The sequence below is a fragment of the Streptomyces sp. PTY087I2 genome, assembly GCF_001687325.1.
Lineage (GTDB): Bacteria > Actinomycetota > Actinomycetes > Streptomycetales > Streptomycetaceae > Streptomyces.
In genome coordinates this window covers 262,120-274,848 of record NZ_LZRD01000008.1, presented here as the reverse complement: position 1 = coordinate 274,848, position 12,729 = coordinate 262,120, and the positions used below count along the sequence as shown (strand labels likewise).

The following is a 12,729-nucleotide window of genomic DNA, read 5'->3' as shown; positions in this document are numbered from 1 at the left end:
CGGGGCGGGCGAGGACGCCGCTTCGGACCTCAGCCGGGCTGCCGGGTCAGGCGCGCAGACGCAGGCCTCTCGGGGTGGCGAGGAAGCCGGCTGCCTCCAGCGTCCGGCCCAGGGGGGAGGTGAGGGAGGAGACGCCGTTCGTCCGCTCCACCGTCACCGTGCCCAGCGCTCCGGCGCGGGCCGATGCCGCCAGGGCCTCGGCCGCCGCTCGCAGGGCCGGGGCCTCGGGGTCGGACGGCCAGGCCAGGAGGGTCTTGCCGCCGCGCTCCATGTAGAGCGTCAGCTCGCCGTCGACGAGGACCACCAGCGCCCCCGCCTTGCGGCCCGGTTTGTGTCCGGCGCCGTCCGGGGACTCCGGCCACGGCAGCGCCGCGCCGTACGCGTTGGCCGGGTCGGCCGCGGCGAGCACCAGGGCCTCGGGCGCGGTGCCCGGATCCCGGCGGTCGCGCGCCGTGGAGGCCGCCCGCAGCCGGTCCACCGCCCCGTCCATCGCGAACTGGGCGGCCCCCAGACCCTCGACCACATAGCCGCGCCGTGCCTGCCCGCTGTCCTCGAAGGCGGCCAGGACGCGGTACGTCGCGGAGAAGCCGCCCTCCACCCCCTCGGCCTGCACCGCTCCCCGGGTCACCACACCGTGCCGGTCCAGGAGCGTGCGGGCCAGGGCGTGGGCGCGGTGGGTCCGTTCCGGTTCGACCGGGGGCAGCAGGGACCAGCGGCCCGAGACGGTCGGCGGGCCGGTCCGGGACGCGGGGCGGGCGGCGGCGGTGAGCGAGCCGTAGCGCCCGCGCGGGACGCTGCGCCGGGAGCGGTGGGCCGTGGAGCCCGCCGTCCGCCCCGAGCCCAGGAGCGAGCGCAGCGGGGCCAGGGTGTCGTTGGTGAGCCGCCCGGACCAGGCCAGATCCCACAGGGCGTCGGCCAGCTGCTGGTCCGTGCAGTCCGGGTGGGTGGTGGCCCGGACCTGGTCGGCGATCTGGCGGAAGAAGAGGCCGTATCCGCCGGAGAGCGTGGTGAGCACGGACTCGTGGAGCGCCGACAGCTCCAGCGGGTGCGGGGGCGGCAGGAGCAGCGGTGCGCTGTCGGCGAGGTGGAGGGAGACCCAGCCGTCCTTGCCGGGCAGCGCCCCCGCCCCGGCCCACACGACCTCGCCCGTGGTCGTGAGCTCGTCGAGCATCGCCGGGGTGTAGCCGAGGACCCGGCTCGGCAGGATCAGCTTCTCCAGCGCCGACGCGGGCACGGGCGCGCCCTGGAGCTGCTCGACGGCGCGGGCCAGCCCGTCGATGCCCCGCAGCCGGTGGGAGCCGAAGTGCTGCCACTGGGGGAGGAAGGAGGCCAGGGCCGCGGGCGGCACCGGCTCCAGCTCCTGGCGGAGCGCGGCCAGCGAACGGCGGCGGAGGCGGCGCAGCACCGTGGCGTCGCACCATTCCTGGCCGATGCCCGCCGGGTGGAATTCGCCCTGGACGGTCCTGCCGGAGGCCGAAAGGCGTTGCAGCGCGCCGTCGGTGACGGCGGTGCCGAGCCCGAAGCGCTCGGCGGCGCGGGCGGCGGTGAACGGTCCGTGCGTTCGTGCGTACCGGGCGAGGAGGTCGCCGAGCGGGTCCTTCACCGGCTCGGTGAACGCCTCGGGGACGCCGACCGGAAGCGCGGTGCCCAAGGCGTCGCGCAGCCGGCCCGCGTCCTCGATCGCCGCCCAGTGGTCGGCGCCGGCGATCCGGACCCGGATCGCCCGGCGGGCCGTCGCCAGCTCCGGCGCCCAGGACGGCTCGGCGCCCCGCTCGGCCAGCTCGGCGTCGGTCAGCGGACCGAGCACGCGCAGGAGGTCGGCGACCCCTTCGGCGTCCTTGACGCGCCGGTCGTCGGTGAGCCACTGGAGCTCCCGCTCCAGCTCGGTGAGGACCTCGGGGTCGAGCAGCTCGCGCAGCTCCGCCTGGCCCAGCAGCTCGGCGAGGAGATGGGAGTCCAGGGAGAGGGCGGCGGCGCGCCGCTCGGCGAGCGGCGAGTCCCCCTCGTACAGGAACTGGGCCACATAACCGAAGAGGAGCGAGCGGGCGAACGGCGAGGGCTCCTGGGTGGTCACCTCGACCAGCCGGACCCGGCGCGCCTCCAGGTCACCCATCAGTTCCGTCAGCCCGGGGACGTCGAACACGTCCTGGAGGCATTCGCGGACGGCCTCCAGGACGATCGGGAAGGAGCCGAACTCCGAGGCGACCTGGAGCAGCTGGGAGGCCCGCTGGCGCTGCTGCCAGAGCGGGGTGCGCTTGCCGGGGGAGCGGCGCGGCAGCAGCAGGGCGCGCGCGGCGCACTCGCGGAACCGGGCGGCGAACAGGGCCGAACCGCCCACCTGGTCGGTGACGATCTGCTGGACCTCGCCCTGGTCGAAGACGACGTCGGCGGCCGCCACCGGGGGCTGGTCGCTGTCGTACGCCAGGGCCGCCGGTGCCGGTCCGCCGTTCTCGGTCTCCGACGCCCCCGAGTCCCCGGGGGCGTCGAAGTCGAGCAGGTCCAGGCCCATCATGTCCGCGTCGGGCAGCCGCAGCACGATCCCGTCGTCGGCATGCATCACCTGGGCGTCCATGCCGTACCGCTCACCGAGGCGGGCGGAGAGGGCGAGCGCCCACGGGGCGTGCACCTGGGCGCCGAAGGGGGAGTGCACGACGATCCGCCAGTCGCCCAGCTCGTCCCGGAACCGCTCGACCAGGATCGTCCGGTCGTCCGGCACATGGCCGCAGGCCCGGCGCTGCTCGTCGAGATAAGCCAGGACGTTGTCCGCCGCCCAGGCGTCGAGCCCGGCGGCGAGCAGCCGCAGCCGGGCGTCCTCCTCGGACAGGCCGCCGATCTCGCGGAGGAAGGCCCCCAACGCGCGGCCGAGCTCCAGCGGGCGGCCCAGCTGGTCGCCCTTCCAGAACGGCAGCCGCCCCGGAACGCCCGGGGCCGGCGAGACCAGGACCCTGTCCCGGGTGATGTCCTCGATCCGCCAGGACGTGGTACCCAGGGTGAAGACGTCGCCGACGCGGGACTCGTACACCATCTCCTCGTCCAGCTCGCCGACCCGGCCGCCGCCCTTCTTCGGGTCGGCCCCGGCCAGGAAGACCCCGAAGAGGCCGCGGTCGGGGATGGTGCCGCCCGAGGTGACGGCGAGCCGCTGCGCCCCGGGGCGGCCCGTGACCGTACCCCCCACGCGGTCCCACACCACCCGGGGGCGCAGCTCCGCGAAGGCGTCGGAGGGATAGCGCCCGGCGAGCATGTCGAGGACGGCGGTGAACGCCGACTCGGGGAGCGAGGCGAACGGGGCGGCCCGCCGCACCAGGGCCAGCAGGTCGTCGGCCTGCCAGCTGTCCAGGGCCACCATGGCGACGAGCTGCTGGGCCAGGACGTCCAGCGGATTGGCCGGGATGCGCAGCGCCTCGATGGCCCCTTCGCGCATCCGCTCGGTGACCACAGCGGCCTGCACCAGATCGCCCCGGTACTTCGGGAAGACCACTCCGGTCGAGACCGCGCCCACCTGGTGTCCGGCCCGGCCCACCCGCTGGAGCCCGGAGGCGACGGACGGCGGGGACTCCACTTGGACCACCAGGTCGACCGCGCCCATGTCGATGCCCAGCTCCAGGCTGGAGGTGGCCACCACGGCGGGCAGCCGGCCCGCCTTGAGGTCCTCCTCGACCTGGGCCCGCTGCTCCTTGGAGACCGAGCCGTGGTGGGCGCGGGCCAGCAGGGCCGGGGCGCCCTTGCCCGCCCCGGACTGGGCCATGATCTCCGCCGGGGCATGGGCCTCCGGCAGCGCGGGGGCCGGGTCGTCCGGGTCGAAGGCGGTGCCGGTCGCCCGCTCGTAGGCGATCTCGTTCAGCCGGTTGCACAACCGCTCCGCCAGCCGCCGGGAGTTGGCGAAGACGATGGTGGAGCGGTGCGACTGGACGAGATCGGCGATGCGCTCCTCGACATGCGGCCAGATCGACGGCTTGTCCGCCTGGGCGGAGTCGCCGTCGGTGGCGGGGGAGCCGCCCAGCTCGCCCAGATCCTCGACCGGGACGACGACCGAGAGGTCGAACTCCTTGGTGGAGCGGGGCTGGACGATCTCCACCTTCCGCTGCGGCGACAGGAAGCGGGCCACCTCGTCGACCGGCCGGACCGTCGCGGACAGGCCGATGCGCCGGGCGGGGCGGGCCAGCAGCTCGTCGAGCCGCTCCAGGGAGAGGGCGAGGTGGGCGCCCCGCTTCGTCCCGGCGACGGCGTGCACCTCGTCGAGGATCACCGTCTCGACGCCCGCGAGCGTGTCCCGGGCGGAGGACGTCAGCATCAGAAAGAGCGATTCGGGCGTGGTGATCAGGATGTCCGGCGGTCGGGTCACCAGGGAGCGCCGCTCGGCGGGCGGGGTGTCCCCGGAGCGGATACCGACGCGCACCTCGGGCTCCGGCAGGCCCAGGCGCACCGACTCCTGGCGGATGCCGGTCAGTGGCGAGCGGAGGTTGCGCTCGACGTCGACCGCGAGGGCCTTGAGCGGAGACACGTACAGCACCCGGCAGCGCTTCTTGGCGTCGGCGGGCGGCGGCTCGGCGGCCAGCCGGTCCAGCGAGGCGAGGAACGCGGCCAGCGTCTTGCCGGAACCGGTCGGCGCGACGACCAGGACGTCACTGCCCTCGCCGATGGCCCGCCAGGCGCCCTCCTGCGCGGCGGTGGGCGCGCTGAAGGCCCCGGCGAACCAACTGCGGGTCGCGGGCGAGAACGCGTCGAGCGCGGATCCGGTCATGTCCCCCATCGTGCACCCCGCCACTGACAACGGACCGGTGGCACCGCCCGCCGTGGCCCGCTCGGCCGGTCACGCACGACCCGGACCTGCGAGGATGACCCCATGGCGGGAGCGGACGGCGCGGGTGAGTGGGCACGGCACTGGCAGTACGCCGCGCTGCCCGACCTCGATCTGCTGCGCGCCCGGTACGTCCGCCACACCTTCCCCCGGCACAGCCACGAGGGCTATGTCTTCGGAGCGGTGACCGGCGGGGTCGAGGACGTGGGGCTGCCGGGCGGCACGGTCCACGCGATCCCCGGAACCGTCGTCATGATCAACCCGGAGGTGCCGCACACCGCGCGTTCCGGGGCGCCCGAGGGCTGGGCGTACTCCACGCTCTACCCGTCGGCCCGGGTCGTCAACGACATCGCGGCCGAGGTGACGTCCCTGCGCGGTACGGTCGGCTTCGCCGAGACCCGGGTGACCGACCCCCACGCCTCCCGGCTGATCACCGAGGTGCACCGGGCGGCGGAGGAGGGCAACGCGCTGGCCGCCGACAGCCTGCTGCGAATCCTCGTCACCCGGCTCGTCGGCCGGCACGGCAGCCCCTTGCCCGGCCTGACCGCGCACGCCGGGGGCGCGCGGAACGCCGTACGTGCCCGGGCCGCGCTGGAGGAGCGCATGGCCGATCCGCCCACGCTGGAGACGCTCGCCGCCGAGCTGGGCACCGGCCCGTTCGCGCTGCTGCGGGCCTTCAAGAAGGAGTACGGGATGCCGCCCCACACCTGGCTCACCGACGCCCGGGTGCGCAGGGCCCGCCGCATGCTCGACGCCGGGGTCGCCCCCGCCGAGGCCGCGACCGCCGTCGGCTTCACGGATCAGCCGCACCTCAACCGGCACTTCACCCGGATCGTGGGTGTGCCGCCGGGCGCGTACCAGCGCGAGCGCGGAGTGCTGCGGTCCGGTGGGTGAGAACCCGGTGGTGCCGGTGAGCGGGAAACCGGTGGTCGGCGGGCATGCAAGAACGTACAAGACCGAGCCCGGAAGATCCCCGTAGCGTTCCGGACGTGGCAGAACAGACAGCACTCCCAGAGAGCACCGGCGCGCCCGGTGCCATATCCGCCGGTCCCGGCGGGCCGGCGGCCGAGGCCCGGCCGGACAAGCCGGACGCGGCCGTCGTCCGGGACGCGCTCGGCGTCGGCATCGCCGTCGGGCTCTCCGGCTTCGCCTTCGGCGTCACCTCCGCCGGCTCCGGCCTCAGCCTGCTCCAGACCTGCGTCCTGAGCCTCCTCGTCTTCACCGGCGCCTCGCAGTTCGCCCTGGTCGGGGCGCTGGCCGCGGGCGGCAACCCGTACACCGCGGCGGCCGGGGCGTTCTTCCTGGGCGTCCGGAACGCGTTCTACGGTCTGCGCCTCTCCCAACTGCTCGCCCTTCCTCGTGCGGTACGGCCGTTCGCCGCCCACTGGGTCATCGACGAGACGACCGCGGTCACCCTGGCCCAGCCCACCCGGAGGGCCAGGCGCATCGGCTTCACGGTCACCGGACTCACCCTGTATGTGCTGTGGAACCTCACCACCCTGGTGGGCGCTCTGGGCGCCGAGGCGCTGGGCGACACCGACGCGTGGGGCCTCGACGCGGCGAGCCCCGCCGTGTTCCTCGCGCTGCTCGCGCCGATGCTCAGGAGCACCACCGAACGCGTCACGGCGGGACTGGCCGTCGTCCTGGCCCTGACCCTGCTGCCCGTGCTGCCCGCGGGGGTGCCCGTCCTGCTGTCGGCGCTCGCCGCGCCCGTCGTCCTCTTCCTCATGGGACGGACGAAGCGGGGGCCGGGCGACGGGAACGGTTCGAGCGGTGCGGTGACACAGCGGAAGAAGGGTGAGCGGAACTCATGAACGTCTGGATCGCCATCGGACTGACCGTGGCGGGCTGCTACCTCGCCAAACTCCTGGGCCTGCTGGTGCCCGCGGGCGTTCTGGAGCGGCCGCTCGTCCAGCGGATGGCCGCCCTGCTGCCTGTGGCGCTGCTGGCGGCACTCACCGCGCAGCAGACCTTCGGCGACGGCCAGCAGCTCGTCCTCGACGCCCGTGCCGCCGGTCTCGGCGCGGCGGCGCTCGCCCTGGTGTTCCGTGCTCCGTTCCTGGTCGTCGTCGGCGCGGGTGTCCTGGTCACGGCGGGCGTACGGGCGCTGGCCTGAGCGGGCTACCCCGCACCTCCTGTGCGGCCGGTGACGGTGGTCAGCCGAGCGGGCGACCGTACGCGCGGAGCGTCTCCAAGGCCCTGAGCGTCACCAGCGGGCGCCCTTCCAACGCGGTTCCCGGCGCCCACCGACGCCAGTTCACCGGCCATCCGCCGTCGTCCTGCTGCTCGGCGGCCAGATGGTCGAGCGAGCGCTCCAGCTCCTCGTCCGTGAACCAGCGACGGGCCAGGGAACCGGGCGTACGGGCGTAGTCGTACGGGAAGTGGTGCTCGCCGGGGGCGTAGCCGGCCGCCACCGGGTAGTCCTTGCGCCGGGCGGGGTCGAGCACCGCGAGCCGTTGTTCACGCACCAGGCGGCCCAGGCGGTCGGCCGCCACCTCCGCGCGGGCGCGGTCCGGGGCGCCGTCCAGGAAGGCGACCGCGGCTTCGACCTCGTAGGGATGGGACTGCTCCAGAGCCTCGACGGCGCTCCAGCAGAAGTCCGTCGCCCGGAACAGCCAGGCGTTCCACACCTGATTGCCGTGCAGCAGCCCGACGACCGGCCCGGTCGCGAGCAGCTCCGCCGGCGGGTCGTCCACGATCGGGATGAACGGTGCCGCGGGATAGCCACGCTGTGTGGGCAGCAGAGCGGGCAGCGCGCCTTCTTTGGTTGATACATCGGTCAGATAGCGACAGATCCGTTCAACGCGCTGTCCGTCGCAGCGGTCGATCGAGTCGAGAACGCTCAGCGCGTGGGCGGTGTGCAGCGGCTGGCTGACCGGGCCCCGGAGATCGGGTTCCAGCGCGTGACCGTAGCCGCCGTCCTTGTTCAGATAGGCGGTCAGGGCCGTCTCGACGGCGTCGGGATCTCCGCCCAGGAAGGCATGGGCGAACCTCCTCTGTTCGAGGACGCGGGCGGTGAGCCAGATGAACTGCTCGGCACGGGCGAGGGTGTGTGCTCCGGTTCCAGCCATGGACCGACCGTAGAGGGCGAAGGGGCCGGGCACATGCCAGGTGGACCTGCTGCACTCTCAGGAGCGGGATACTGGTGGCATGCGGTTGACGATTTTCTGGGAGCGGATGGCCGACCACTTCGGCGCTGCGTATGCGGATTCCTTCGCCCGTGACCATGTGATGGCCGAACTGGGCGGGCGCACGGTGCACCAGGCGCTGGAGGCGGGCTGGGACGCCAAGGACGTCTGGCGCGGGGTCTGTACGGCCATGGACGTTCCGGCGGACAAGCGCTGAACGTCTCACGGCTGTCCGGGACGTCCTGGACAGCCGTGGACGCTCCGGCGGAGAGGCCTGAGTCCGTGAGCTCCCGTTTTCGGCGGGAGCGGAGGCGGAGCGGCCGGTTCGGGGCGGGGGACCGGCTGTCCGTGGCGTAGGCGAGACTTGTCCCGTGTCATCGACAGACGAGAGCGCCCCGGCCCAGCCGCCCGCCTCCCCGCCCGCTCCGCCGGCCGCCCCACCCGCGTCGCCGTCCGGTGCCGGCGGGGTCCGTATGCCCGGCTGGCTGCCGCGGGCGATGGCGATGGCCCTGGGGCTCTACGCGTGCTTCCAACTCGGCAGTTGGGCGTTCGACCAGCTCATCGGGTTGCTGACGAACGTTCTGATCGCGTTCTTCCTCGCGCTCGCCATCGAGCCCGCGGTCGGCCGGATGGCGGGGCACGGCATACGCCGCGGACTCGCCACGTTCCTCGTCTTCCTCGGCCTGACGATCTTCGGCGTCGGATTCGTGGTGCTGCTCGGGTCGATGCTCGCGGGTCAGATCGTCGACATGGTCGACGAGTTCCCCAAGTACATCGACTCGGTGATCAACTGGGTCAACCAGACCTTCCACACCGAACTCTCCCGGGTCGAGGTCCAGGACAGCCTGCTGCACTCCGACTGGCTCCAGAAGTACGTCCAGAACAGCGCCACCGGAGTGCTCGACGTCTCCACCACGGTCATCGGCGGGCTGTTCCGGCTGCTGACGATCTTCCTGTTCTCGTTCTACTTCGCGGCCGACGGCCCCCGGCTCCGCCGCGCCCTGTGCTCCGTCCTGCCGCCGGCCCGGCAGACCGAGGTGCTGCGCGCCTGGGAGATCGCGGTCGACAAGACCGGCGGCTACATCTACTCGCGCGGCCTGATGGCGCTGATCTCCGGCATCGCGCACTACATCCTGCTGGTGATCCTCGGGGTGCCCTACGCCCCGGCGCTCGCGGTCTGGGTCGGACTCGTCTCGCAGTTCATCCCCACCATCGGCACGTATCTCGCGGGCGCCCTGCCCATGCTGATCGCCTTCACGGTCGACCCCTGGTACGCGGTGTGGGTGCTCGGCTTCGTCGTGATCTACCAGCAGTTCGAGAACTATGTGCTCCAGCCCAAGCTGACCGCGAAGACCGTCGACATCCACCCCGCGGTCGCCTTCGGATCGGTCATCGCCGGTACGGCCCTGCTCGGCGCGGTCGGAGCGCTGGTCGCCATCCCCGCGGTCGCCACGCTCCAGGCGTTCCTCAGCGCTTATGTGAAGCGGTACGACGTCACCGACGACCCGCGTGTCCACGGGGGGAGCAGCCGCGCGCCCGGGAGGCCGTTGGCGTCACGCATGCGCCGCCTGCTGAAGAGGCCCCGGGGCGGAGGAGCGGAGGGTACGCCGGACGGGCCGCGTCAGCGGTAGTCCGTCACAGCGGGGCGGCGCCGGGGTCGGTCGCGGTCGGTCGCGTCAGCGGTAGCCCGTGACGTCGGCCGGGAGGCCCGGGTCCTGGACCTCGGTCAGATAGCGCCAGGCGTCGGGCCGGCTGCCGTCCACGTCGGTGAAGCCGTACACCTGGGCGAGCTGCCCGCTGGAGAGCGACCTGCCGTTCCAGCGGGCCACCTCGGGATCGCCGGCGAGGGCGGCCACGGCACGGCCGACATACGCGGGGGACTCGGAGATCGCGAAGTGGGGCGCGTGCGCGACGGCGTCGCGCCAGGTCGCCTCGGTCACCCCGTGGGCCTGGAGCATCGCCTCGGACCGGAGCCAGCCCGGGGTGAGCGCCACGGCCGTCGCGCCGTGCGGTGCGAGTTCATGGCCGAGGGCGAAGGCCATCCGGTTCACCGCGGCCTTCGCCAGGTCGTAGAAGAACGAGACGCGGTAGCGGGACCCGTTGTACTCGTCCGTTCCGTCGGTCATCTCGACGACCAGCCCGCCCGGCGTCTCGATCAGCAGCGGCAGCGCGAAGTGACTGGTGATGGCGTGGGTGTCGACGGCCAGCCGCAGGGTGTGCAGTCCGGTGTCGAGCGACGACTCCCACACCGGCTTGTCCCACTCGATCTCCGCGCCCCAGATGTCGTTCACCAGGATGTGCAGAGCCCCCTGCTCGCTCGCGATCCGGGCCACGAGCGCCCTGACCCGGTCGGGGATCAGATGGTCGACCTGGACGGCGATGCCCCGCCCGCCCGCCGCGTCGACCAGGGCCGCGGTCTCCTCGATCGTCTCGGGCCGGTCCATCTCGGAGCGCTCGGAGCCGCTGGTGCGTCCGGTCACGTACACGGTCGCCCCGGCGGCGCCGAGCTGGACGGCGATGCCTCTCCCGGCCCCGCGGGTGCCTCCGGCGACGAGCGCCACACGGCCGGCCAGGTCGGGCCCGGGGCCTTCTCCTCCGTACGGTGTTCCGGACTGCGCAGTCGGTCCCATAACGGTCGAATATAGGGCGATACGCTCAGGTGTGCAGGGCCCGCCACGTGCGACTGGAGCCGCGTGGTGCGCTTGACACGGAAATCGAACATCCATTCTGATGGGATTCCGGCCGGGTTTCCCGGGCCCGGCCGTGGAGTTGTCCACAGGTCGGGAGGACGTCGAGGCCCATTGTCAGTGGCAGGGGTTAGCGTCTGTGACGTGAAGCGATCGACTCAAGCAAATCGGGTGGAACCCATGGCAGGAACCGACCGCGAGAAGGCGCTGGACGCCGCGCTCGCACAGATTGAACGACAGTTCGGCAAGGGCGCGGTGATGCGCCTCGGTGAGCGGCCGAATGAGCCCATCGAGGTCATCCCCACGGGATCGACCGCCCTCGACGTCGCCCTCGGCGTCGGCGGTCTGCCGCGCGGCCGCGTGGTGGAGGTGTACGGACCGGAGTCCTCCGGCAAGACGACGCTGACGCTGCACGCCGTGGCGAACGCGCAGCGCCAGGGCGGTTCGGTGGCCTTCATCGACGCCGAGCACGCCCTCGACCCCGAGTACGCGAAGAAGCTCGGCGTCGACATCGACAGCCTCATCCTGTCCCAGCCGGACAACGGCGAGCAGGCGCTGGAGATCACCGACATGCTGGTGCGCTCCGGCGCGCTGGACCTGATCGTCATCGACTCCGTGGCGGCCCTGGTGCCCCGTGCGGAGATCGAGGGCGAGATGGGCGACTCGCACGTGGGTCTCCAGGCCCGGCTGATGAGCCAGGCCCTCCGTAAGATCACCAGCGCGCTCAACCAGTCCAAGACCACCGCGATCTTCATCAACCAGCTCCGCGAGAAGATCGGCGTGATGTTCGGCTCCCCGGAGACCACGACCGGTGGCCGGGCGCTGAAGTTCTACGCCTCGGTGCGCCTCGACATCCGCCGGATCGAGACGCTCAAGGACGGCACCGACGCGGTCGGCAACCGCACCCGCGTCAAGGTCGTCAAGAACAAGGTCGCCCCGCCGTTCAAGCAGGCCGAGTTCGACATCCTCTACGGCCAGGGCATCAGCCGCGAGGGCGGACTGATCGACATGGGCGTGGAGCACGGCTTCGTCCGCAAGGCCGGCGCCTGGTACACGTACGAGGGCGACCAGCTCGGCCAGGGCAAGGAGAACGCCCGCAACTTCCTCAAGGACAACCCCGACCTCGCCAACGAGATCGAGAAGAAGATCCTGGAGAAGCTGGGTGTCGGAGTCCGCCCGGACGCCGACGCGGGCGAGCCCGGCGCGGACGCGGCCGCGGCACCGGCGGCCGAAGCGGCGGCGAAGCCCGCGACCACCGCGACCACCAAGGCCAAGGCGGCCAAGACCGCGGCGGCCAAGAGCTAGGCCGTGACACGTCGTACGGAGTGGCCGGACAGTCCTGCCGAGCCCGGCGGCGACGCCGGATCCGGTTACGGGCCTCCCGACGACGCGTCCGCCGCCGCGCGGGGGGCGGCAGCGGGCGACGTCGAAGGGCGGTCCGGGCGCCGCTCACGCGGTGGAGCGGGCGCCGGAAGCGGATTCGGCGAAGGAGCGGGCCGCCGTGCCCGCTCCGGCACCAGAAGCAGCGGCTCCCCCTCCTCGTCGAGGGCCGAGAAGGGGGAGCCGCGTGACCCGGTCGAGCAGGCGCGCAACATCTGCCTGCGGCTGCTCACCGGGACACCGCGGACGCGCAAGCAGCTCGCGGACGCCCTGCGCAAGCGGGAGATCCCGGACGAGGCGGCCGAGGAAGTGCTCGCGCGCTTCGAGGACGTCGGGCTGATCGACGACGCGGCGTTCGCCGGGGCCTGGGTGGAGTCCCGGCACCACGGCCGGGGCCTCGCCCGCCGCGCCCTCGTCCGTGAGCTGCGGACGAAGGGCGTGGACTCCGCCGTGATCGACGAGGCGGTCGGGCAGCTCGACCCGGACCAGGAGGAGGAGACGGCGCGCGAGCTCGTGGCCCGCAAACTCCGCTCCACCCGGGGCCTGGACCGGGACAAGCGGCTGCGCCGCCTGGCGGGGATGCTCGCACGCAAGGGATACGGGGAGGGCATGGCCCTGCGGGTGGTGCGTCAGGCGCTGGAGGAGGAGGGCGAGGACACGGAGGGCCTGGACGAGCCCTTCTGACGCCGGGCCACTGGCGCGACCCCTTGTCCGGTGGCCGGCGTTCGGTGGTCAG

The 12,729-nt window shown here is 73.1% G+C and carries 10 protein-coding genes; 7 read left to right on the top strand and 3 right to left on the bottom strand.

Going from position 1 to position 12,729, the window contains the following annotated elements:
* Positions 1 to 46: 46 nt before the first annotated feature.
* Positions 47 to 4,741 carry a DEAD/DEAH box helicase gene (locus A3Q37_RS11255; RefSeq protein WP_065481735.1) on the bottom strand — a complete coding sequence of 1,565 codons (4,695 nt, stop codon included), beginning with the start codon at positions 4,739 to 4,741 and terminating at the stop codon, positions 47 to 49.
* 102 nt (positions 4,742 to 4,843) lie between these two features.
* Between A3Q37_RS11255 and A3Q37_RS11250 the strand changes: the two genes are divergently transcribed.
* From A3Q37_RS11250 to A3Q37_RS11240, 3 genes are all read left to right on the top strand, one after another.
* A complete protein-coding gene (locus tag A3Q37_RS11250) occupies positions 4,844 to 5,692 on the top strand; it encodes an AraC family transcriptional regulator (RefSeq protein ID WP_065481732.1) in 849 nt (282 codons plus the stop codon).
* A gap of 95 nt (positions 5,693 to 5,787) precedes the next feature.
* Positions 5,788 to 6,612, top strand: a complete 825-nt coding sequence (locus tag A3Q37_RS11245) for an AzlC family ABC transporter permease (protein WP_065481727.1) — start codon at positions 5,788 to 5,790, stop codon at positions 6,610 to 6,612.
* Entirely contained in the window at positions 6,609 to 6,914 is a 306-nt protein-coding gene (locus A3Q37_RS11240) for an AzlD domain-containing protein (RefSeq protein ID WP_065481724.1), read from the top strand. The genes A3Q37_RS11245 and A3Q37_RS11240 overlap by 4 nt, the downstream gene beginning before the upstream one ends.
* Positions 6,915 to 6,954: 40 nt before the next feature.
* Here A3Q37_RS11240 and A3Q37_RS11235 read toward each other — a convergent pair whose 3' ends face one another.
* Positions 6,955 to 7,869 carry a hypothetical protein gene (locus A3Q37_RS11235; RefSeq protein WP_065481851.1) on the bottom strand — a complete coding sequence of 305 codons (915 nt, stop codon included), beginning with the start codon at positions 7,867 to 7,869 and terminating at the stop codon, positions 6,955 to 6,957.
* Between the two features lie 79 nt (positions 7,870 to 7,948).
* Between A3Q37_RS11235 and A3Q37_RS11230 the strand changes: the two genes are divergently transcribed.
* Together A3Q37_RS11230 and A3Q37_RS11225 are read left to right on the top strand one after the other, a co-directional pair.
* Positions 7,949 to 8,143: a DUF3046 domain-containing protein gene (locus A3Q37_RS11230; protein WP_065481721.1), complete on the top strand. Its 195-nt coding sequence runs from the start codon at positions 7,949 to 7,951 to the stop codon at positions 8,141 to 8,143.
* Positions 8,144 to 8,399: 256 nt separating this feature from the next.
* On the top strand, positions 8,400 to 9,557 hold the full coding sequence (locus tag A3Q37_RS11225) for an AI-2E family transporter (RefSeq protein ID WP_065481718.1): 1,158 nt from the start codon (positions 8,400 to 8,402) through the stop codon (positions 9,555 to 9,557).
* Between the two features lie 45 nt (positions 9,558 to 9,602).
* Here the strand turns inward: A3Q37_RS11225 and A3Q37_RS11220 are convergent, their stop codons facing one another.
* Complete coding sequence (locus A3Q37_RS11220) at positions 9,603 to 10,556, bottom strand: SDR family oxidoreductase (RefSeq protein ID WP_304364738.1); 954 nt, start codon at positions 10,554 to 10,556, stop codon at positions 9,603 to 9,605.
* Between the two features lie 237 nt (positions 10,557 to 10,793).
* On the opposite strand from A3Q37_RS11220, the gene recA reads away from it, so the two are divergent.
* Both recA and recX read left to right on the top strand, forming a co-directional pair.
* Positions 10,794 to 11,918 (top strand): recombinase RecA, encoded by a 1,125-nt coding sequence (gene recA / locus A3Q37_RS11215; protein ID WP_065481705.1) that lies wholly within the window; start codon positions 10,794 to 10,796, stop codon positions 11,916 to 11,918.
* Between the two features lie 3 nt (positions 11,919 to 11,921).
* Positions 11,922 to 12,677 (top strand): recombination regulator RecX, encoded by a 756-nt coding sequence (recX, locus tag A3Q37_RS11210; protein ID WP_065481697.1) that lies wholly within the window; start codon positions 11,922 to 11,924, stop codon positions 12,675 to 12,677.
* Positions 12,678 to 12,729 lie beyond the last annotated feature (52 nt).